Genomic DNA, 22,819 nt, shown 5'->3' on the forward strand with positions numbered 1-22,819 from the left:
ATGGATTGGCTTTATTTACTTGAAATTTCCCTGGCCGGTATCGGCAGCGGCGGTTTGTACGCGCTGACCGGGCTGGCCTTCGTGATGATCTACAAGGCGACCAAGGTGGTGAATCTGGCCATTGGCGAAATGCTGATGCTGGGCGCCTACCTGATGTTCGGTATGGCTTCAAACCTCGGCTGGCCGGTCTGGGTGGCTATTGTTGCCGCCATCATTGGCAGCGGCCTCGGCGGGGCCATCGTCGAGCGCCTGGCCATCCGGCCGATGCTCGGTGAATCGCCCATTTCTGTCTTCATGGTAACCGTCGGACTGTCCTCGGTGATGATCGGCCTGGTTGAACTGATCTGGACCGCCGACCAGCAGCGCCTGCCGGAATTCATGCCCTCCGATCCAGTCATGCTGGGCGAAGCATTCATTCCGCCCAAATTGTTTTACGGCTTCCTCGTCGCGTCGGCGCTGATTTTGATCGCCTTGGGAGTGTTTCGCTACTGGCGGGGAGGGGTGGCGCTACGGGCAACCGCTTCGGACCAGGCTGCAGCCTACTCGGTCGGCATCAATGTGCCGCGCGTTTTCTCGCTTGCCTGGATTGCGGCCGCGATGATCGCCGCAATCGCCGGCATCGTGGTCGGCTCAATCGGCGGGCTGTCCTCGAGCATGGGCGTGTTTGGCCTCTCGGTGCTGGTCGTTGTCATCGTTGGCGGGTTGGATTCGGTGCTCGGTGCGCTGGTGGCGGGCCTTGGTATCGGTCTGCTCGAAGCCTTTGCAGGTGGCTATCTCGGTGGTGAGTACAAGCTGCTTGCCACATTCTCCACACTTATCCTGGTGCTCATGGTTCGCCCGTATGGCTTGTTCGGCACCCACGAAATCGAGAGGCTCTGATGCGCATCGGTACCGCAAAACAAAGCTACGCCCACGACGAATCCCTGTTCGATACCCGCACGCAGTGGGTCTGGCTGGCGACTCTCGGCATTGCCTTGCTGGCCTTCCCGTTCGTGGCCAACGATTACTGGCTCTATCTGGCCTGCTTGGTCGCCATCAACATCGCCAGCGCCACCGGCTTGAACATCCTGACCGGTTACACCGGCCTGGTCAGCCTTGGACAAGCCGCGTTCATGGGCTTGGGTGCCTACACCGTGGCCATTTTTGAACAGCGCTTCGGCACACCGGCGGTGCTGAACCTGCTGGCTGGCGGCGGTGTCGCCATGCTGCTGGGGGGGGTGGTCGGCATCCCGTCGCTGCGGGTCAAGGGGCTGTACTTGGCTATCTCAACGATTGCCGCCTCGTTCATCCTGCATTTCGTCTTTGCCAACTGGACCAGCCTGACGGGTGGGACGGGTGGGATGACCGTTCCGCCGGCCAATTTCTTCGGCATTCCGCTGGATACCTCCTTCCGCCTCTACTGGCTGGTGGTGCCGGTGGCGCTGACCATGCTGGTCTGTGCCGCCAACCTGTTCCGGACGCGCATTGGCCGGGCCTTCATCGCCATTCGGGACCGCGACATCTCGGCCGAGGTGCTGGGTATTCCGCTGCTCCGCTACAAGCTGACCTCGTTCGCCCTGTCGTCGTTCTATGCCGGTGTTGCCGGTGGCTTGTGGGCCTACTTCTTCCGCGTCGTCACGCCGGAGAGCTTCCCGCTGATGATGTCGATCTTCTTCCTGGCCGCCGTCATCGTCGGCGGCATGGGCACCATCCTTGGTGGCATCCTCGGCGCCATCTTCATGACCATGGTGCCGGAAGTCCTCAAGCTGATCGTCGGCTGGCTGCCCCTGGGCGGCGAGGGCGCCGTGATTCTTTCGCCGGTGCGGACCATCGTTTTCGGTCTGCTGATCGTCGGATTCCTGATCTTCGAGCCGCTCGGGCTCCAGGAACTGTGGCGTCGCGTACGCCGCTTCTTTCACCTGTGGCCGTTCCGGGCACAGGGATAACAACGGAGGAGACACCGTGAAACAAAAGAGCATCGTCAAATGGCTGGGTTCGCTGGCGGCTGCCGCCAGTCTGTTCGCTGCACCGGTTGCACAGGCCGAGGAGGACATCGTGATCGGTGGTTCGATTCCGATGACCGGGGTATTCGCCTTTGCCGGCATCGGCATCCACGCCGGCATCACCGACTACGTCAAGATGGTCAATGACGCAGGTGGCATCAAGGGCCGCAAGATCAAGTATGTGCCGGAAGATACGGCCTACAAGGTCGATGCGTCGGTTGCTGCGTTCAAGAAGATCACCGGACAGAACAAGGTGAACCTGTATTACGGGGATTCAACCGCTTTCGCTAAGACGATCAATCCGGAACTCGAGCGCATGGGCAACATCATGATGGCCGGTGCTTCCTTTGCCACCGAGATCAACGATCCGAAGAAATATCCGAATCAGTTCCTGGTCGGCCCGGATTACACGGAGATGATCGGCATCCTGATGCGCCATATCGCCAAGGAAAAGCCGGGCGCCAAGGTGGCCTTCGTCTATTCCGATACCGAATTCGGGCGCGATCCGATCGACGAGGGTGAGGCGCTCGCCAAGAAGCTCGGCCTAAACGTAACCGGCAAGATCATGACGCCGCCGGGCAGCGTCGATGTGTCCACCGAGATCGTCAAGCTGCGCCGCGCAGCCCCGGATTACACCATCTTCCACGGCTATATCCTGGCGCCGATTCCCGAGTTCATCTCGCAGGCCCGCAAGATGGGCATGACCAGCCAGTTCATGGGCACCTTCTGGTCGATGGACAACTCGATGGTGATGAAGATGGGCGAGGCAGCCGAGGGTTTCATGGGCGTCATGCCGTTCCGCTACTACTACGAGAGCGATGCCAAGGCACCGATGCTGGAAAAAATCCGCAAGATGCGACCGGAGTACCAGTCAAATGCCTACATGCAGGGCTTCCTGACCGCCATGCTGTTCACCGAGGCAGCCAAGCGCACCCTCGATGCCGGCAAAACGCTAGACGCCAAGAACCTCAAGGCCTCGCTGAACACTATCAAGAACTTCGACACCGGTGGCGTGGTTGGCGTGCCGATCACCATCCGCGGAAATTCCATCCCGGTTGGCCGGATTTATCGCTTCGATGCCAAGCAGCAGAAGATGCTGCCGGCTTCCGACTGGATCCACCTGGACTGATACTGGCATGAGCAAGCCCCTGGTACTCGACCTCAACAACATCGAGGTCATCTACAACAACGCAGTCCAGGTGCTGCGTGGTCTCTCCCTGCAAGTGCCGCGGGGGGAGATCGTCGCACTGCTCGGCTCCAACGGAGCCGGCAAGAGCACCACGCTGAAGGCCATCTCGAAGCTGCTTGCCCTGGAAAATGGCGAGTTGACCGGGGGCAGCATCCGCTTCAATGATCGCGACACGGCTGGCCTGGCGCCGCATGAACTGGTCCGGGCCGGTCTGTTCCACGTCATGGAAGGACGGCGTGTCTTCGAAGACCTGTCGGTCGAGGAAAATCTGGTCGCTGCCACTTATGCCCTGAACGGACGCGGGAGCGTGAAGCCGGATTTCGATCTGGTCTATGAATACTTTCCCCGCCTGTTCGAACGGCGGCGCGGCCTGGCCGGTTACCTGTCCGGCGGCGAGCAGCAGATGCTGGCCATCGGTCGCGCGCTGATCGCCCGGCCGACGCTGATCCTGCTCGATGAACCCTCGCTCGGCCTGGCGCCGCTGCTGGTCGAAAACATCTTCTCGATCATCGCCCGCATCAATGCCGAGCAAGGCGTGTCGATGCTGCTGGTCGAGCAGAACGCTTCGGTCGCCCTGGCAGTCGCCCATACCGGCTACATTATGGAGTCGGGCAAGGTGGTGATCGACGGCCCGGCCGAAAAACTGTCCGCCGACCAGGACGTGCGCGAGTTCTACCTCGGCATGGGCCATGGCGGCGAAATGAAGAGCTTTCGCGACATCAAGCATTACAAGCGGCGCAAACGGTGGCTGTCATGACGATTCAACTCGAAAACTACACGCTGCCGCAGATGCTGCGTCAGCGTGCCCATCAGCAGCCGAACCGGGTCGCCATCCGGCAGAAGGATTTCGGCATCTGGAACCCGATTACCTGGGACGATTACTTCCGTCGCGCCAGTCATTTCGGCCTTGGCCTGTGTGCCCTCGGCGTCCAGCCGAGCGGGCATATCGGCATCATTTCGGAAAACCGTGTTGAATGGGTGCTGGCCCAGATGGGCGCCGGCCTGGTGGGGGCGGTGACGGTGGGTGTCTATCCCACCAGCCCGACCAATGAAGTCGCCTACGTGCTGGAGCACGCCGACATCGACGTCGTGATCTGCGAGGATCAGGAGCAGACCGACAAGGTGCTTTCCGCTCTCGACAGCCTGCCACGCCTGCGCAAGATCGTGGTCATGGAGGAAAAGGGGCTGCGCAACACGCCGGCCGAATTCCGCGACAAGGTGCTGGCTTTTTCCGAAGTCGAAGCCCTGGGTGTCGATTACGAAGCGGTGCATCGCAACCTGATCGACGAGGTGCTGGCCAGGCAGTCACTCGACGACATCGGCCTGATGATCTACACCTCCGGATCGACCGGCAAGCCGAAGGGCGCCATGATCAGCTACGGCAACATCCGCGCCGTGGCCCCCGGCATCATCGAACGCCTCGGCCTCGACGAGGGCTCCCGCCACCTGTCGTATTTGCCCCTGTGCCACGTCGCGGAGCAGATGCTGACCACCTTCACGCCGATCTATCTCGGTTCGCAGGTCAATTTCGGCGAATCGCTGCGTACGGTGCAGGAAGACCTGCGCGAAGTGGCGCCGACGTTGTTCCTCGGCGTGCCGCGCATCTGGGAAAAGCTGCACGCCTCGATCAATATCCGCATTCATGAAACCGGCCGCCTGCGCCGCAAGCTGTTCGACAAGGCACTGGCCGCCTGCGAGGCTTTTGCCTGCAAGGCAGCCCACCAGCGAACCCTCGGCGAAAAGCTGACTTTTGCGTTCTACTACGTGTTGATCCTGCGCGCCCTGCAAAACTACATCGGCCTGCGCAATGCCAAGGTGTCGCTGACCGGCGCAGCGCCGATCTCACCCGCGATCATCAGCTTCTTCCGCGCCCTCGGCGTACCGTTGGTCGAGGTTTATGGCCTGACCGAATCGACCGGCATGGTCTTCGGCCAGCGCCTTGACCATGTCCAGCTGGGAACGGTTGGGGCGGCCATCAGCGGGATCGACTACCGCATTGCCGAGACTGGCGAGTTGCAGATCAAGGGCGGAGCAGTATTTGCCGGCTACTACAAGAATGCCGAGGCAACGGCCGCGTCCATCCGTGACGGGTGGCTGCATACCGGCGATGTGGTGAAGGAGCTCGATGGCGACATCAAGATCGTCGATCGCCTGAAGGACATCATGATTACCGCCGGCGGCAAGAACCTGACGCCATCGGAAATCGAGAATGGCATGAAGGCCAGCCCGTACATCAAGGAGTGCATAGTCGTGGCCGACGGGCGCAACTTCGTGTCGGCGCTGATCCAGATCGACTTCGAGACGGTCGGCAAGTGGGCCGAGCGCAATCGCATGGCCTTTACCCATTTCCGTTCGTTGGTCGAAAACCCACAGGTTCGCGAACTGGTGGCCGAGGAGATCAACAAGGCCAATACCAAGCTGGCCCAGGTGTCCCAGGTTCGAAAGTTCCATCTGCTGACCAAGGAACTCGACCACGACGATGGCGAGGTGACGGCGACCATGAAGGTGCGGCGCAGCAGCATCTACAAGACCTACGAAAAGGAAATTGAGGCGATGTACGGCAAGGGAGGGCTGGCCAATGCCTGATCAGCCGATTCTGCTGCAGCGGGAGGGCGGCATTGCCACGCTGACCCTCAATCGCCCGGCCAGCCGCAATCTGCTAGACATGGAGATGGCACTGGCGCTGCGGGCCAGTTTCGATGCTGTGGCGATCGATACGTCGGTACGCGCCGTCGTTCTGCAGGCGGCTGGCAATCACTTCATGGTCGGTGGCGACGTGAACTGGTTTCATGGACTGCTCGACGCCGAGCCGACCGAGCGCCGGCGCCAGCTCAACCGGATGATCGATGAGGTACACGGCACCATCGTCCGCATCCGCAGCATGGACAAGCCGGTTCTGGCGGCTGTCCGCGGCGCAGCAGCGGGCTTCGGCTTCTCGCTGATGGCGGCCTGTGACCTGGTGGTGGCTGACCGGACAGCCTTTTTCACGCTGGCCTACAGCGGGCTGGGCGCTTCACCGGATGGCGGTTCGACCTACAGCCTGCCGCGTCTGCTCGGGCCGAAGCGGGCCATGGAGATGGCGCTGCTCAATGAGCGTATGGATGCCGCTCGCGCGCAGGAACTGGGCCTGATCAATCGCGTTGTCGAGGTGGAGGCACTCGAGAGCGTGGTGGAGGAACTCGCCGGGCGTCTGGCGGTCGGGCCGACGCTCGCCTTTGCCCGCACCAAGCGCCTGATCAACGAATCCCTTGAACACAGCCTGGCCGATCAGTTGCAGGCCGAGGAACGCGGGTTTCTCGAGTCTGCGTTGACCGGCGATTTTGCCGAAGGTGTGCGCGCCTTCGTGGAGAGACGCATGCCCGAATTCCGCGGGCGCTAGGCCCGTTTCACGCAACGCCGGGACTGGCCGGCGGATTGCATTCTTGATTTACAGCCACGTACCGCCTGCTGCGGTGCACGACCCATTTTCGCCAAAATTCGGAGAAACACGATGGATTTTTCGCTCACCGACGAGCAACGCATGATTCAGGACCTGGCACGGGAGTTTGCCGATCGCGAGATCGCCCCGTTTTCCGTTCAGTCCGATATCGACAAGAGCTTCCCGCTGGCCATCCAGCAAAAGGCGCTCGAAGTCGGCCTGGTTAATATTTCCTTGCCGGCTGAATACGGCGGCGCCGGCCTGGGCTGCCTCGAGGTGGCGTTGGTGACCGAGCAGCTGTGCCGGGCCTGCCTGGGCATCGGAACCACCTTGTGCATCAACGTGCTGGCTGCCGAGCCGATCCTGCAGGCTGGTAACGAAGCACAGAAGCGCGCTTATTTTGGCCGGTTGGCTGCCGGCGAGTTCGCCAGTTTTGCGCTGACCGAGCCGGGAGCCGGTTCCGATTCTGCTGCCATCCGCACCACGGCCAAGCGCGTTGCCGGTGGCTACGAGCTGACGGGCAGCAAAATCTGGATTTCCAACGCCTCGCTGGCCAGCCTCATGGTGGTTTTTGCCAAGACCGATCCGGCAGCCGGGCACAAGGGCATCAGCGCCTTCATTGTCGAACGCGACTCGGCCGGCCTGTCGGTCGGCGAGCCGCTGGGCAAGATGGGGCAGCGCGCGGCGCCGACCTGCGAAGTGTTTTTCGACCAGGTCTTCGTGCCCGAGGCCAATCGGCTGGGTGCGGAGGGCGAGGGCTTCTCGATCGCCATGCGGACCTTCGACCAGTCGCGGCCGATGGTGGCCGCCTTCGGCCTGGGGCTGACCCAGCGTTGTGTCGATGAATCCATGGCCTACGCCACCGAGCGCAAGTCGATGGGCAAGCGCCTGATCGACCACCAGGCCATCGCCCATCGCCTGGCCGACATGCGCATCCGCCTCGAAGCCTCGCGCCTGCTGACTTACCAAGCGGCCTGGCTGGCCGACCAGGGGCAACGCAATACCGTTCAGGCCTCCATCGCCAAGGCCTTTACCTCAGATGCCGCCATGTGGGCCGCCACCGAGGCGATCCAGATTTTTGGCGGTATGGGCTACAGCACCGAGTACCCGGTCGAGAAATTGTTCCGCGACGCCAAGGTGTTGCAGATCTACGAAGGCACCAGCGAAATCCAGCGCAACATCATCGCCCGTGAAATGGAACGGGCCTGATTCAGTACGCCACGAATCATTGAGAGGAAACAATATGTCGCAACAGAACGATCCGGTCATCCTGGCCGCTGTCCGTACCCCCTTCGGCCGTCGCAACGGCGCCTTCCGCCAGACCCGCCCGGATGAACTGCTGGCCGGGATCGTCGGCTCCGCCATCAGCCATTCCGGCGTGCCGGTCGATGGCATCTCCGACGTCATTGCCGGCTGCGTCAGCCAGGCAGGCGAGCAGGGCGCCAATATCGCCCGCCAGGCAGTGCTGCTGGCCGGCTTGCCGGCGGCCATCCCCGGAGTCAGCCTTAACCGCATGTGCGGTTCCAGCCAGTACGCCGTGCATGCCGCAGCGCAGTCGATTGCCGCCGGCGATGCCGAATTCGCCGTTGGCTGCGGTGTCGAGAGCATGAGCCGGGTGCCGATGTTCCTCGACCTGACGCTGGGCAAGGGCGATTTCCGTGGCTTCGACAACCTGCATCCCGGCATCACCGAGCGTTACGCCATACCGCATCAGGTCGAAAGTGCCGAGCGGATCGGCGACCATTGGCAGATCAGCCGCGCCGAATGCGACGAGTTTGCCCACGAAAGCCATCGTCGCGCCCATGCCGCTCGCCTAGCCGGCGCGCATCAGGAAATCGTCGCGACCGGCGGCGTCGACAAGGACGGCAACGCGATCACCCTCGATTACGACGAAGGCGTGCGGGCGGTGATCGATGTCGACAAGATGTCGGCCATGTTGCCGGTGTTCCGTACCCCCGAAACCGGTGTGGTGACGGCGGCCAACGCCAGCCAGATGTCGGATGGCGCAGCGGCGGTCGTGCTCGGCAGCGCAGAAGCGGCTGGCCGTCTTGGCCTGAAGGCGAAAGCGCGCTTCAAGGCGCGTGTCGTAGTTGGCTCCGATCCGGTCATGCAACTGACCGGCGTCATCCCGGCTACCCATCTGGCCCTGCAGAAGGCCGGCCTGAGCATTGCCGACCTGGACTGGATCGAGGTCAATGAAGCCTTCGCGACGGTCGCCATTGCCTGGGCTCGCGAGTTCAAACCCGATATGGACAAGCTGAACCCGTGGGGCGGGGCGATTGCCCACGGCCACCCGCTGGGCGGCACCGGCGCCGGCTTGCTGGCCAAGATGCTGTCCGGGCTGGAAGCCCGCGACGGCAGTTTCGGCCTGCAGGTGATGTGTATCGGACACGGCATGGCGACGGCCAGCATCGTCGAACGTCTGGCTTGATCGGTCATTCAGGGAGCCTTTTCATCATGCACCACACCATCTCTCCGGAAATTCGCCGCACCATCCGCAACACCTTGGGCGACGCCCTGCAGCGGGCTGTCCGCCGCACCCCGAACAAGGAGGCGCTGCTGTTCGCTGACCGCCGGTGGACCTATCAGGCGCTGGCAACGGCGGCCAATCGCGTGGCCAATGGCTTGCTCGCTCAGGGCCTGCAACCCGGCGACCGGGTGGCCGCCTACGGCAAGAATTCGGACGCCTACGTGCTGCTCTGGCTGGCCTGCAACCGGGCCGGGCTGATCCATGTGCCGATCAACTACGCGTTGACCGAGGGTGAGTTGAAATACATCCTCGACCAGTCCGGCGCCAAGGCCGTCATTCACGACGTGGCCATCGCCGAACACGTCGAGCACCTGCGGCCGCAACTGCAGTGCGCCTTGTATGGCACCTTCCACGGCGGCAGCGGCCTCGACGTGCTGGCGCTGGCCGAGGGCGGCGCCGATGCAGGGGAGCCGCAAGTCGACATCGACGAGAACGCGGTGGCGCAGATTCTCTACACCTCCGGTACGACGGCAAACCCCAAGGGGGCCATGATGACGCACCGGGCCTTGCTGGCCGAATACGCCAGTGCCATCGTCGCCGTCGAAATCCAGTCGTCCGATCGCTCGCTGGCGTCGCTGCCGCTTTATCACTCGGCGCAGATGCATGTCTTTCTGATGCCGCAACTGCTGATGGGGGCAACCACCCTGATCGTGCCAGCGCCGCTGCCCGATGTCTGTTTCGACGTTATCGCCCGGGAGCGGATCACCTCGTTCTTCGCGCCGCCAACAGTATGGATTTCGCTGCTGCGCCATCCCAGTTTTGATGGCTGCGACCTTTCCAGCCTGTGCAAGGGCTATTACGGTGCGTCGATCATGCCGGTCCCCGTGCTCGAAGAGCTACGCCGTCGCCTGCCGGCGTTGCGTGTCTTCAATTGCTATGGCCAGAGCGAGATCGCCCCGTTGGCCACGGTGCTGACGCCGGAAGATCACCTGATCGTGCCCGCCTCGGCCGGGCGTCCGATCCTCAATGTCGAAACCCGTGTGGTGAATGATCAACTGGAAGACATGCCGGTTGGCGAAATGGGCGAAATAGTCCATCGCACGCCGCAGGCCATGATCGGCTACTGGGACAAGTCGGAGCAGACCGACGAAGCCTTTCAGGGCGGCTGGTTCCATTCCGGAGATGTTGGTTACTTCGACGAGAACGGCTTCCTGTTCATCTGCGACCGCATCAAGGATGTGATCAATACCGGCGGCGTCGTCGTTTCCAGCCGCGAGGTCGAGGAGTGCCTGTACACCCACCCGGCGGTGGCCGAGGTAGCGGTAATCGCCTTGCCCGACGAAAAGTGGGTCGAGGCGGTGACCGCGGTGGTCAGCCTGAAGGCGGGTGCCAGCGTCAGCGAAGACGAGTTGGTGCAGTTCGCCAAGGGCAAGATCGCGCCGTTTAAGGTGCCGAAGTACATCTTTTTCAAACAGGATCTGCCGCGCAATACGGCGGGCAAGCTGCTCAAGCGCGAACTGCGTCGCGAGTATTCCGCTGCCGCCTAAAGGGTCGTTTTCGGCCGGTGTGCTGCGCTAGTCACCGGTCCATGCATTCAGGAGAAATAATGTTTTCTGGTCAATGTATCCAACTCACTCGCCTGGACGGCGACATCGCCCATCTGGTCTTCGATCGCCAGGGCGATGCGATCAACAAGCTGGACAAGCCGACGCTGCTTGAACTCGAACAGTCCATCGACCTCCTTGAGGCAGCGCCGGACATCAAGGGGGTGCTGGTTTCCAGCGCCAAGGACAAGTTCATCGTTGGGGCCGACATCAAGGAATTCGGCGAACTGTTCTCGCGTGATGACGCAGCCCTGGCCGCACACATGCAGTGGGCCAACCGGCTGTTCTGCCGCTTTGAGGATCTGCCGCAACCGAGTGTCGTGGCAGTCAACGGTCTGGCCCTTGGCGGGGGCCTGGAATTCGCGTTGAGCGGATTGCTGCGGGTGATGGCTGAGGATGCTCAGATTGGCTTGCCGGAAGTCAGCCTGGGCCTGTTTCCCGGCTACGGCGGCACGGTTCGTCTTTCCCGTCTGGCCGGCGTGCAGGCGGCGGCCGAGTGGGTGGCCAGCGGCAAGCCGCGGCGGGCCAGTGAAGCCTTGGCGCTTCGCGTGGTCGATGCATTGAGTCCGCCGGATAGCCTGCTGGCCCGAGCGCTCGACCTGTTGCAGCGCCTACTTGGTGGCGAGATTGCTCAGCGCCCGTTACATCAGCGCAAGCTGGCGCCAGTTAGCGGCGAAGCGGAAGCCAATGCCCGGATACTGGCTGAGGCGCTGGCCAGGCAGGCGAAAGCGCTTGCCATGCATCAGCCGGCCGCGGCAGCGGCCATCGAGGCCATGTCCGGTGGTGCCACCCTCGGCCGGGATCAGGCGCTGGACGAGGAGGGCAGGGCCTTTGTTCGCGTTGCCAAGACACAGACAGCCAGTTCGATGATTCAGACCTTCCTCAACCAGCAGGCGCTGAAAAAGCTGTTCAATCGCCACCGCGCCAATGCGCGCCCGGTGCGGGAAGCCGCCGTACTCGGTGCCGGCATCATGGGGGGTGGCATTGCCTTTACCAGTGCCCTGAAGGGCGTGCCGGTCCGGCTCAAGGATATCTCCCAGAACCAGCTCGACATGGGCATGGCCGAGGCGACCAAGCAGGTGGGGCGACAGGTCAAGAGCGGCCGCCTGAGCGAGGAGAAGGGGGCTCGGGTACTCGGATCGATCCAGCCGCAACTCGATTACACGGGATTTGAGGATCGCGATGTGGTGGTCGAGGCCGTGATCGAGAACCTGTCGATCAAGCATGCAGTGTTGAGCGATCTGGAAAAGGTGGTCGGTCCGCAGACGGTCATCGCGTCCAATACCTCCAGCCTGCGCATTGATGATATAGCCGCACCCTTGCAACGACCGGAGAACTTCGTCGGCATGCACTTTTTCAACCCGGTGCCGGTGATGGCGCTGGTCGAAATCATCAAGGGCAGCCAGACGAGCGATGTCGCCGTGTCGACGGCGGTGGATTACGCGGTGACCATGGGCAAGACGCCGATCGTCGTACAGGATTGCCCGGGCTTCCTGGTCAATCGCATCCTGACCCCGTATGTCCGCGCCTTTATCGACCTCGTCGCCGACGGGGTCGATTTCGTGCGCATCGACCGCGTCATGGAGGCCTTCGGCTGGCCGATGGGGCCGGCCTACCTGATGGATGTGGTGGGCATCGATACCGGCTGCCATGTTTTTGACGTGATTTCCGCCGGTTATCCGAAGGTCATGCCGATTCAGCAGCGCAATGCCTTGGCTGTCATGGTGGCGCACAAACGCTTCGGTCAGAAGAACGGGATCGGCTTCTACCGCTATGACAATGATTCGGCTGGTAAACCGAAGAAGAGCGTCGCCGAGGATAGCCATGTTTTGCTCAAGGCCGTGCAGTCGGGTGAAGCGCTGACGGCGAGCGATCAAGAAATCGTTGAGCGGATGATGTTGTCTTCCATTCTTGAGGCAGCGCGCGCGCTTGAAGCCGGTGTGGTGGCAACGGCGGGCGAACTAGATGTCGCCATGCAACTCGGCATCGGTTACCCGCAATATCTTGGCGGTCCGCTGAAATACGCTGACTGGCTAGGCTTGTCGCAAGTGGTTGCCCTGGGTGACAAATACGCTCATCTTGGCGCTCAGTACCGGCCAACCGAACGGCTGCGCGCCATGGCGGCGGCCGGTGAGCGCTTTTATCGCTGACTCACGGCCGGTGCCTTGACTCGGCAGTCGGCTCAGCCGACTGCTGCGGTGCACTGCCCATCATGGCCAAAAACCAATCGTCGAGAGCCTTGCCGGTCGGGGCCAGTTCGGCGGCAAGGCCGCCGGTGAATTCGCGCCATTGCGCCAGGTGGCGGTCAGGCACGATGGCCAGCACTGGGATGCCGCCGGCCATCAGGCTCAGCATTTCGGCAGCGAAACCGCCACCTTCGGCTTCCAGGCCGCCGAAACGGTTGAACACGGCAAGGTCGGCGCCTTCGCTTGCGATCCGTCGCATGACGCGGCTGGCTTCGGCGATCAGCGATGGGTCGAGGCCGCAGGATTCGGCGCCGGGGCCGAGGTCCTGGGTGATCGGGTAGCGCGTGCCGTCATCGAGATCGACCACGAAAATGCGACAACCATCGTCGCACGCCGGCTGCTCCTGAATCAGGCCGCGAATGCGCCAGCCGGCCGCCTGTTGGCGGACGGCGAAGTCGGCGATCAGGCGGTTGGCGTCACCCGAGGCACGGGTGACGATGGCGGCGATGACAGGCGGGCGGGTATCGGGCATGAGGGGGCGGCGTTGGCCAAACCCCGCGAGTTTAGCTGGTTTTACCCAGCCATTTCAGCAGGGTGCCGTACAAAAGCTCGGGATCGACCGGCTTGGCGACGAAATCGCACATGCCGGCGGCGAAGCAGTTCTCGCGATCCTCGGCGAAGGCGTTGGCGGTCATGGCGATAATCGGCAGCGTGGAGGCCTCGGGCTGTTCCTTGATGCAGCGCGCGGCTTCCAGTCCATCCATGCGTGGCATCTGCATATCCATCAGAATGGCGTCGTAGCGCTTGGCTGCTGCCTTGGCCACGGCCTCCAGCCCGTCGGCGGCAAGATCGACGTGCAGGCCGGCTTCTTCGAGCAGCATGCGCGAGATTTCCTGGTTGATCGGTTCGTCTTCGACCAGCAGGACGTTTTTGCCCGTATGCTGCTCGCGCAAGGCGCTTTCGACATCGGCCGGCAGATCCGACGCAGGGGCTGCCACCGGAACTCTGCGCTGCAGGCGGACGGTGAACCAGAAATTGCTGCCGCTGCCGGGTACGCTGCTGACGCCGGCTTCGCCGCCCATCAAATGGCTCAGACGGCGGACAATGGACAGGCCGAGGCCGGTGCCGCCATAGCGGCGCGTCGTCGAGTTGTCGGCCTGCTCGAATTCGGCGAACAGCCGGCTGACCACATCCGGTGTGATTCCGATGCCGGTATCTTCGACTTCGAAACGGATCACCGCGCTCTCTGCATTTTCCGCCACGGTGTTTACGCGCAGGGTCACCTGGCCGGCCGGCGTGAATTTGACGGCATTGACCGCATAGTTGAGCAGGGCCTGCTGCAGGCGTGTCGGGTCGCCCACCAGATTCCCCGGCAACGGGCCGATTTCCCTGAACACGCGCAACCCCTTGGCTTCGGCCCGCCCGTGGATCATCGACAGGACATTGCCGACGATGCTTTCGACTGATACCGGCGCTTCTTCCAGAACGAACTTGCCGGCCTCGATCTTGGAGAGGTCGAGAATGTCATTGATGATGGAAATCAGATGCCGGCTGGCCGTATCGATCTTGCCCACCTTGTCGGATTGTTCGCGGCTTAGCGGCGTGCGTTGCAGCATATGCACCATGCCGGTGATGGCGTTGAGCGGTGTGCGTATCTCGTGGCTCATGTTGGCCAGGAAGACACTCTTGGCACGAGTGGCCGCTTCGGCCGCCAGGCGCAGGTCGCGGTCGCGCATCTTGTCGATGCCGAATGAAATGTTGTGCGCCATTTCCTCAAGCAGGGCAACCTCACTGGCGTTGAATGATTCCGGATCTCGCGAATAGATGGTCAGGGACCCGAGGACGGCTTGATCCGGAGTTCTTAGCGGCAGCGAAATGCTGGACTGGAAACCTCTTGCCTGGGCGGCATTGCGCCACGGTTCCATGGCCGGGTTGCTCAGGTAGTTCTGGTTGATCTGTACCAGGCCGGAACGGATGCACTTGCCGGTTGGGCCTCGACCGCGTTCGTTGGCTTCATCCCAGGAAATGCGCGCATCGCGCAAGTAATTGGTGCTATCGCCCCATTGGGCGACCGGGCGCACGCTCTTTTCGGCGTCGTGTTCGGCAAAACCTATCCAGGCCATCAAATAGCCGCCAGATTCGACGATTAGTCGGCTGACGCTTTCGAGCATCGCAGCTTCACTGTCGGCCTGGGCCAGCACATAGTTGCAGTCGCCCAGCAACTTGAGGGCGCGGGCAGCGCGCCGCTCGCTCTCTTCCGCACGGTGCCTTTCGCTGATGTCGCGGGCAACTCCGAGAACGCCGATGATATTGCCGCCTTCGTCGCGCACGGCGGTTTTCAAAGTTTCGAACAGGCGCTGCTCCGTTTCTCCAGCGAAGGTCAGCCATTCCTCATTCTTGCGCGGGGTCGCGCTATCCATGGCCAATTGGTCGTTTTTCCGGAAGAAATCGGCTAAATCGCGGCTGACGAAGTCGTAGTCGGTTTTGCCGATGATGTCTTTGGCCGGCTTGCCGAAGAAGCGCTCGAATTGTGCGTTGCAGCTCAGATAAACCCCGGCCGGGCTTTTTACCCATACCAGATCCGGAATGTTCTGGACGAGGGCCGTCAGGTTGGCTTTTTCCAGCACGACCTCCGCCGTTTTTCTGCGTACCGCTCGGCGGAGCAGGCTGATCCATAAACCGAGCAGTACGCCGACGCTAAGCAGGCTGACGATGCCGATCAGGATCGCTTCACCAAAGTCCTGGCTCGGGATGGGAGTGCCGGCCCACTTCCGGATCAGGGCGGCTTTCTCGTCTTCGCTGATTTTCGCCATGCCGGCTTCCACGCTGGCGAGCAGGGCGGTTTCGCCTTTGCGTACGGCGCGGTGGAATTCGCCCCGATACAGTTCGAAAGCCTTGATGAACTCCCCTTGGGCACTGCGCCGGTTCAGGTAAAAATTGGCTGGGTATTCATCCAGACAGAAAATCCGTATTTGTCCGGCCAGTGCAGCATCGATGATGGCATCGTTGTTTTTGTAGCGAACCAGTGTGCTAATTCCGGCGCTTTCCAGGTAATCAATACAGGCGTCGCCGTCCTGAACGCCGATCTCGAAGCCGCGTAGCGAAGAGGTCGAAGCGATGCCGGTGATCGAGCGGTGGGCATAGATGCCGACCGGCAAGCGCGCGTAGGGCTCGGAGAACTCGTATTTCGGCAGACGGGGCGGCGTTTTGTAGATGGCATCAATGACATCGGCCTCGCCGGCGAGAATCTGCCGCTGCGCCTCGGACCAGCGCATGGGAAGGAAATCCACGGCAGTGCCGGTCCGCTTTTCATAGAGTTTCCACAGATCGACCAGATAACCCTGGGGATTGCCGTCGGCATCGCGAAATACGTAAGGCGGGTAGTTGTCGTCGGTAACGACCTTCAATGCCGCGGCGGACAGCAGGCCGGGGAAGGCCAGGGCGATCAGCAGCAGTCTCTTGATCAGGGTGGTTAACATCGAACGGCCAGTGGATTAAGTCACAAAAATGATACACCCTTTGAATCGACGAGGAGTTGGCGTTTTCTCACCGCCGGATGGCTCGGTGGCAGATCAGGTGAGCTGTGGGGAGGTGGCACGGGCACTCAGATGTCGGTGAAGCAGGTTGAAGAAGGCTTCAGGATCGATCGGTTTGGTCGTGAAGTCGTTCATACCCGCTGCCAGGCAGCGTTCCCTGTCTTCGGAGAAGGCGTTGGCGGTCATGGCGATGATCAGCAACTGCTGACCACCTGGCAGGGCGCGAATCCGACGGGTGGCTTCCAGACCGTCCATGACCGGCATCTGCATGTCCATCAGGATCAGGTCGTAGGCATTCCGCCTGGCCAGATCGAGCGCAATCTGGCCGTTTTCTGCGGTATCGATCGAAAAATCCAGGTCCTCAAGCAGTTCTTGCGTGATTTCCTGGTTAATCGGTTCGTCGTCGACCAGCAGGACGCGAATTCCGGAAAAATCTTCACGCAGCCTTTGCTCGACGCCGTCCGTCATGGATTCCTGGTGCGCCGGGGGCGCTGCTGCGGCTTTGCGCAGGCGGGCCGAGAACCAGAAGGTGCTTCCCTTGCCAACTTCGCTCGAGACGCCGCTCTCACCGCCCATGGTCGCAGCGATTTTTGCCGTGATGGCCAGGCCGAGACCGGTACCGCCGTACTGCCGGGTGGTTGAGCCGTCCGCTTGCTCGAATGGGGTGAACAGGCGTTTTTGTACCTCGGGCGCAATGCCGATGCCGCTATCCCGCACCTCGAAACGAATCAACAGATCGCTATCGCTTTCTTCAAGGAGCGCAGCTGTCATGAAAATGCTGCCGTGCTCGGTGAATTTGACGGCGTTGGTGGCGTAGTTGAGCAGACATTGCTGCAGCCGCGTGCGATCGCCGCACACCAGCGGCGGAAGGGCGGGTAAGGCGAAGCTCAAATGGAGATGTTTTTCCAGAGCACGCTCGTTCAGCATGGAGAGGACATTCTCGAACAGACTGCCGAGCGGGAAGTTCTCCTCCTGCAGGGCCAGTTTGCCAGCCTCGATCTTCGACAGATCGAGGACCATGTTGATGATTTCCAGCAGGTGCGTACCGGCGGCTTCCAGCTTGTCCAGGCGAGCCTGCTGTTCCGGATCGAGGCCGCTACGCCTGATCAGGGCGGCCATGCCGGCAATGGCATTGAGCGGCGTACGGATTTCGTGACTCATGTTGGCCAGGAAGGTCGACTTTGCGCGGCTGGCTTCTTCGGCCACCTCCTTGGCGTGCGAAAGCTCCTGGGTACGCTGGACGACGCGGGCTTCGAGTTGAGCGTTGAGTTCGCGCAATGCGTGTTCGCGCTCGAGAATGGCCGAAGCCATCTGGCCGATGTCGGTCGACAGATCGTTGAATTCCTTGATCCGGCCCTGAGGCCAGAGCCGGACTGGTTGGCCGTTGGCGACTTCGTGCGCCTGTTCGACCACTCGCGAGAGCGGACGGAGGAGACGTGAGGCGCCATACATGGCCAGCAACGCACCGATGAGCAGGGAAGCCAGGAAGCCGCCACAGACGATCAAGGTGCTGACCCGTATTTCCGGGTGGGCAAAGCCCGCCGGTAACCGGGAGATGAACGACCAGCCGAGTGCCTCCGAGCGGGCGCCGCCGACATAGTAGTCGTGGCCGTTGAAGCTGAAGCGGGTGGGCAGCGGCTCGCCTTTGAGGACGGCATTGAGTACCGGCGAGTTGTAGATGTTCAGTTCGCCCGGACGCATGGCAGCCTGGGTGTCGGCCAGCAATTCGCCGCGCTGGTCGACGACCCAGATCGAGCGCTGCTTTTCCGCTGGGTTGCGGTCAAGGATGTTCAGGAGGTAATTGATGGGAATTTCGGCCAGCAGCACCTGGTTGCCCTCGATCGGCATGGCCAGGCCCACCGTGACGACACCGCTCAGGGCGGAAAGGTACTTGTCGCTCCAGACTGTTTCGCGTCGCTGCCGGACTTCCTGGAAGAGTGGTGTGCCGGAGAGGTCGCTGCCGATGATTTCTCCGGCGAGGTGTTGATACTCGGGCGTCAGCGCTGCCGCCAGTACATCGCCTTGCGGCGAAATCAGATAGAGGGCGCGAAATACCTTGCCGCCGGCGACGGCATCGGCAATCAAAGCAGCTTGTGCATGGCTGTTGCGCAGGGCGCGTGCCACCAGCGCCAGCTGCTCCTGCTGGGCCAGCATCTGCATTTCGATGCGGAAGGCCAGTTCGCGCGCTTCGCCTTCGCCGCGGAGGCGGATTTCCTCCTCCATCTGCGGGATGCGGGTCAGCAGAAAGACACTGCCGACAATCAGGAAGGTGAGGACCGAGGTCAAGGTCAGCAACAGGCCCAGATAGACCGGCAAGCGCCATTCGCGTGGTCGAAGCGATTTCATTTGAGCTGTACCAGCTGGCCGTTGCGAATTTCGGTAAAGAAGACCTGTCGGGTGGCATCGCCCGAAGCGTCGAAATGGATCTTCTGCTGTACGCCCGTATAGGGACCGTATTTCAGCAGTGCCTCCTTGACGCTCTCGTTGTCGCGTTTCTGCTTTAGCGCCGCGATGACGACGTGGGCGGTATCGTAGGCGAGCAGGGAAAAGGAACCGAATTCGCGCTGGAAGCGCTGTTTGAAGCTGTCGCGGAAACGCAGGTATTCCACGCTCTGGTCGGTCCGGTCATAGGCGTGGGTCATCAGCAAGCCCTCGACGGCTCGCCCGCCCATTTCGCTCAGCGCCTCGCCGGAGGCTGCCCATTCCGACGAACTGAGCGGCAGGTTTGGCGCCAGGCGGCGTGCTTGCTGGGCCAGGCGTGAGGTGTCCAGCGTGCTGGCGACGAAAATCAGGGCGTCCGGCGAATGCTCGAGCAGCCTGCCGATAACCGCGGAAAAGCGCGTGCCGGCAGCCGATTCGAAACCGGAGGCTGCGCTGATGCGTCCGCCGAGTCGATTGAACTCCTCCTGGAAACCGGCAATCCAGGTGTTCGAGAAGGGACCGTTGGAGGCATCGAATGCCAGACCGGGCTGACGGATGCCACGGTCGAACAGTACCCGCGCATGCTGGATGGCTGCTTCGCGCGTCGTGCAATTGACGCGGAAGAACTGGTCGTCCTTGCCCTTGAAATTGGTCGACGCCACCGTCGGGCTGATGATCGTCTGCTGGGCCTCGTCCATCATCGGGACGACGACGGTTGCCATGGAACTGGTGACCGGCCCGATGATGATGTCCGGACGCAGGGCGATCAACTCTTGTGCGGCTTTTTTGGCTTGCTCCTTGTCCTGGCCGTCATCGCGAACGACCAATTCGATCTTGCGACCATTGATGCCACCGGCTGCGTTCTGCTGTTCGACAGCGAGAATGACGCCATTGCGCACGCTCTCGCCGAAATCGCTGCCGCGGTCGGAGAGCCCGGCCAACAAGCCGATGCGGATCGTTGCCTGCTGCTCACAACCAGCCAGCAGGAAAAGACAGGCCACCCAGGGTAACCAGAGTTGTTTCAAAGTGCGTTTGCCTCCCCAAAAACGCTACTGCTTTCCGATGTGCAGCTTGTTATATGAGCCATAGGCTGTCAGTTCGCGACAAGCTCGTCAACTCGCCAGCGTGAGATATTCCGCGGGCAAGCCAGGCTGCTGCGGTGCACTACCTGAAATGGGTGAATTTTGCGTCCTTTGCAATTTGCCGAAAGAATCTATATTGAATATTCGTATTGAATGGCAGGTGGATTCCTGGGAGCGGGGGGCGACATGAAACTCCATCATCAGGCTGTCCGAACCCGATCAAGTTGGCAGATGGGCGGCGAGTCACGGCTCGCGGCAAAGGAGGGAATCATGTTGTTTGGCCGATTCAACGCCTATTTGCTGGCTTTGCTGTTAATCCCGTTGTTGAGCGCTTGCGCGCTGTCGCCGAAGAAGCTCGTGCAGCACAACGGCGGGCCACACAAGATCGCGGTTTTCTTCGACGGTACGGCCAACGACGAAGAGTCGGACACCAACATCAAGCGCCTGCATTCCCTGGTATCGCTGCAGAAGCGTACCGATGTCTCGATTTCGACCATCTACATCGAAGGCGTCGGCGCCGACGGCAAGGTGCTCGGCATGGCGATGGGCTGGGGCATCGGCGCACGAGTCAGGGATGCCTACGCCTTCCTGCTGGAAAATTACTCGCCGGGCGATCAGATCTACATCTTCGGCTTCAGCCGCGGTGCCTATTCCGGACGGATTCTCGCCTCGATGCTCAACAGCGCCGGCTTGCCTGAACGGCGTAGCCATTCCGCGGAGTATGTGGCCGATGTTGTCTATGCAGCTTTCAAAGGCAAGGCCGGCTTGACGCAGCGGCGCGAACAGATCGACAACGCCCTGCAACAGCTCGGTCTGCGTATCGCGCCGCCGGTCGGCGTCGAAGTCATGGGCCTGTGGGACACCGTCGAGGCGCTGGGCGTACCCGACTATGCGCCCAATATCGAGGTACCGAACAGCCGCTACGGCGACCAGCTGTGCAACGTCAAGCAGGCCTATCACGCCATGTCGATTGACGACGACCGTGAGCGCATTTTCACCCCCATCCTGCTGACCCGCGACCATCTATTGGAAGAGTGCGGTGTCGCCAAGAAGGATTACGCCGCTTTCCTCGATAGCCACGTCGATGAGGTCTGGTTCTCTGGGGCACATGCCGATGTCGGCGGCGGCTATCAGGACAGCCTGCTCGGCGGCGTGTCGCTGAACTGGATGCTCGGCAAGCTGCGCCCGACTGGCTTGTTGCCGCCGGGCGCCGGCGTACCGGAAGACCGCTTCTGCACAAGCCACGACCCGGAAAAAGGTCTGCCCTGGGCCATCCTCTACCACCGCCAATCACGCAACCTGGAGCGCTACACGGCGAGCAGCAACTACAACAAGCGCGGTGGGACTCCCTATCTCAAGATTCACCGTTCCGTCATCGAGCGCCTAGCCAAGATACCCCCAAGATCGACCGAGTATCCCTGGCAAGAGAGCAATAAGTTCTGGAGTTGTTTCAAGGAGGGCCGCCTCGACTACGTTGGCGGCCCGGCTTGCCGACTGATGGTCGTCGACTAGGCCCGCCAGCATCTGACCAACTCGCTGCCCCGGCGCGATCACTGCCCGCCATGGGCAAGCAGCGGAATGGCTGCAATGCCGCAGGCGATCCAGGCGGCCTGGCCGGCGAAACTCTGGTCTTTCTGGGCATGCAGCATGGGCAGCAGGTCGGCCACGGCGATGTAGATGAAGCTGGCAGCGGCCAGGGCGAGGGCGTAGGCCTGCGCGCCATGAGCATCGTGCAGGAAGTAGTAGCCGAGCACGCCGCCGAGCAGCGAGGCCAGGCTGGAGGCGGCGTTGGCGAGTAGGGCGGTGCGCTTCTGCCAGCCGGCGTTGAGCAACAGCACGAAGTCGCCCAGTTCCTGCGGGATTTCGTGGGCGACGATGGCCAGCGTGGTGGCGATACCGAGTGCCGGGTCGCTCAGGAAAGCGGCGGCGATCAGGATGCCGTCGACGAAGTTGTGGAAGGCATCGCCGATCAGCACGAGGGCGGCAGCGTTGCGCGCCGGGTCGGGGTGGTGATGAACGGAGCAGCCATCTGGATGGGCGTGGCGCCATAGGGCCATGCGTTCCAGCATGAAAAAGAGCAGCAGGCCGGCGAGCAGGGTGGCGAACAATTGATGCGCCGCGTGTTCTTCATCGCCGGCCGGGGCGAGATGGGCGAAGGCCTCCAGTGCTTCCGGCAGGATGTCCAGGCAGGCCGATGACAGCATGACGCCGGCGGCGAAGGCGACCAGCCGCTGGGTCAGGTTGGCGCTCAGGCGAAAGGCGAGCAGCGCCGCGAGCAGGACGCTGAGCAGGACGCTGAGCAGGCCGCCGATCAGGCTGGCGGCGACGATGTAGCCGAGTTCGGTCATGGTTCTCTCTTGAATTGATAGGGTTCGATGGTGTCGGCTTTCAGGCGGTAGCCGTAAACGCCCATGCCGCTGTCGCCGCGGGCGACCTTCAGGGTGCCGTTGATCCAGAAGGCATCCATCATCCGCAGCTTGGCGACCGGCTGGGCCAGGATGACGTGGATGGCCTGGTTGGCCGGGGGCGGCGGCGTGTGGATGCAGGCGCCGAAATAGGGCACGAGCAGCAGTTCGGCAACTAGATCGCCCTTGCGTTCGAGCGGCACGATGAAACCCGGGATGCGTATCTTCTTGCCGTCCAGGCTGGGTTCCACCGGTGCGGCGTCCCAGGCGGCGCGCATTTTTTCCAGTGCTTCCTGGGCGCGTGGGTCGCTGTCTTTCAGGCGCCCGAGGTTCAGGTTCTTGAACCCGGCCATCGGGTCCCAGTCCTTGGGCTGCAGGTCTTCCCACTTCACTTCGCGGTAGCCGGCATGGGCCGGTTTGGCGATGGGCTTCAGGCGTTCGCCGACACGGTAGTCCTGGGCATGCAGGGCGGGGGCGCCGAGCAGCAAGCCGATGAGACAGAGCAGGATGTGGCGCATGGATACTT

Annotated in this window: 17 protein-coding genes; 11 read left to right on the plus strand and 6 right to left on the minus strand. The window is 62.0% G+C overall.

Going from position 1 to position 22,819, the window contains the following annotated elements:
- From WIF35_RS01290 to fadB, 10 genes are all read left to right on the plus strand, one after another.
- On the plus strand, positions 1 to 879 hold the full coding sequence (locus WIF35_RS01290; RefSeq protein ID WP_412479760.1) for a branched-chain amino acid ABC transporter permease: 879 nt from the start codon (positions 1 to 3) through the stop codon (positions 877 to 879).
- A complete protein-coding gene (locus WIF35_RS01295; RefSeq protein WP_412479761.1) occupies positions 879 to 1,925 on the plus strand; it encodes a branched-chain amino acid ABC transporter permease in 1,047 nt (348 codons plus the stop codon). The genes WIF35_RS01290 and WIF35_RS01295 overlap by 1 nt, the downstream gene beginning before the upstream one ends.
- Before the next feature lie 16 nt (positions 1,926 to 1,941).
- On the plus strand, positions 1,942 to 3,111 hold the full coding sequence (locus tag WIF35_RS01300) for an ABC transporter substrate-binding protein (protein WP_412479762.1): 1,170 nt from the start codon (positions 1,942 to 1,944) through the stop codon (positions 3,109 to 3,111).
- A 7-nt stretch (positions 3,112 to 3,118) separates the two neighbouring features.
- Positions 3,119 to 3,928, plus strand: coding sequence for an ABC transporter ATP-binding protein (locus WIF35_RS01305; protein ID WP_412479763.1), 810 nt, complete (start codon positions 3,119 to 3,121; stop codon positions 3,926 to 3,928).
- A complete protein-coding gene (locus tag WIF35_RS01310; protein WP_412479764.1) occupies positions 3,925 to 5,757 on the plus strand; it encodes an AMP-dependent synthetase/ligase in 1,833 nt (610 codons plus the stop codon). The genes WIF35_RS01305 and WIF35_RS01310 overlap by 4 nt, the downstream gene beginning before the upstream one ends.
- Positions 5,750 to 6,550: an enoyl-CoA hydratase/isomerase family protein gene (locus WIF35_RS01315; protein ID WP_412479765.1), complete on the plus strand. Its 801-nt coding sequence runs from the start codon at positions 5,750 to 5,752 to the stop codon at positions 6,548 to 6,550. The genes WIF35_RS01310 and WIF35_RS01315 overlap by 8 nt, the downstream gene beginning before the upstream one ends.
- 111 nt (positions 6,551 to 6,661) lie before the next feature.
- Complete coding sequence (locus WIF35_RS01320; RefSeq protein ID WP_412479766.1) at positions 6,662 to 7,798, plus strand: acyl-CoA dehydrogenase family protein; 1,137 nt, start codon at positions 6,662 to 6,664, stop codon at positions 7,796 to 7,798.
- Positions 7,799 to 7,832: 34 nt separating this feature from the next.
- Positions 7,833 to 9,020, plus strand: coding sequence for a thiolase family protein (locus tag WIF35_RS01325; protein ID WP_412479767.1), 1,188 nt, complete (start codon positions 7,833 to 7,835; stop codon positions 9,018 to 9,020).
- A 26-nt stretch (positions 9,021 to 9,046) separates the two neighbouring features.
- Positions 9,047 to 10,606, plus strand: a complete 1,560-nt coding sequence (locus WIF35_RS01330; RefSeq protein WP_412479768.1) for an acyl-CoA synthetase — start codon at positions 9,047 to 9,049, stop codon at positions 10,604 to 10,606.
- A 59-nt stretch (positions 10,607 to 10,665) separates the two neighbouring features.
- Positions 10,666 to 12,813, plus strand: coding sequence for a fatty acid oxidation complex subunit alpha FadB (fadB, locus tag WIF35_RS01335; protein ID WP_412479769.1), 2,148 nt, complete (start codon positions 10,666 to 10,668; stop codon positions 12,811 to 12,813).
- A gap of 1 nt (position 12,814) precedes the next feature.
- Here fadB and WIF35_RS01340 read toward each other — a convergent pair whose 3' ends face one another.
- The 4 genes from WIF35_RS01340 to WIF35_RS01355 form a co-directional block, all read right to left on the minus strand.
- Positions 12,815 to 13,381 (minus strand): DUF2478 domain-containing protein, encoded by a 567-nt coding sequence (locus tag WIF35_RS01340; protein WP_412479770.1) that lies wholly within the window; start codon positions 13,379 to 13,381, stop codon positions 12,815 to 12,817.
- 31 nt (positions 13,382 to 13,412) lie between these two features.
- Positions 13,413 to 16,328: an ATP-binding protein gene (locus tag WIF35_RS01345; protein ID WP_412479771.1), complete on the minus strand. Its 2,916-nt coding sequence runs from the start codon at positions 16,326 to 16,328 to the stop codon at positions 13,413 to 13,415.
- Between the two features lie 93 nt (positions 16,329 to 16,421).
- Entirely contained in the window at positions 16,422 to 18,731 is a 2,310-nt protein-coding gene (locus WIF35_RS01350) for a response regulator (protein WP_412479772.1), read from the minus strand.
- The gene (locus tag WIF35_RS01355; protein WP_412479773.1) at positions 18,728 to 19,831 is read right to left on the minus strand and encodes an ABC transporter substrate-binding protein; all 1,104 of its coding nucleotides are present in this window, start codon (positions 19,829 to 19,831) and stop codon (positions 18,728 to 18,730) included. The genes WIF35_RS01350 and WIF35_RS01355 overlap by 4 nt, the downstream gene beginning before the upstream one ends.
- 327 nt (positions 19,832 to 20,158) lie before the next feature.
- Here WIF35_RS01355 and WIF35_RS01360 point away from each other — a divergent pair, with 327 nt between their 5' ends.
- Complete coding sequence (locus tag WIF35_RS01360) at positions 20,159 to 21,400, plus strand: phospholipase effector Tle1 domain-containing protein (RefSeq protein ID WP_412479774.1); 1,242 nt, start codon at positions 20,159 to 20,161, stop codon at positions 21,398 to 21,400.
- Positions 21,401 to 21,438: 38 nt separating this feature from the next.
- Here the strand turns inward: WIF35_RS01360 and WIF35_RS01365 are convergent, their stop codons facing one another.
- Entirely contained in the window at positions 21,439 to 22,236 is a 798-nt protein-coding gene (locus WIF35_RS01365; protein ID WP_412479775.1) for a ZIP family metal transporter, read from the minus strand.
- The gene (locus WIF35_RS01370; RefSeq protein ID WP_412479776.1) at positions 22,233 to 22,811 is read right to left on the minus strand and encodes a DUF3299 domain-containing protein; all 579 of its coding nucleotides are present in this window, start codon (positions 22,809 to 22,811) and stop codon (positions 22,233 to 22,235) included. Before WIF35_RS01370 ends, WIF35_RS01365 begins: the two co-directional genes overlap by 4 nt.
- Between the last annotated feature and the right edge of the window lie 8 nt (positions 22,812 to 22,819).

The organism is Azonexus sp. IMCC34839 (assembly GCF_047047955.1).
Lineage (GTDB): Bacteria > Pseudomonadota > Gammaproteobacteria > Burkholderiales > Rhodocyclaceae > Azonexus.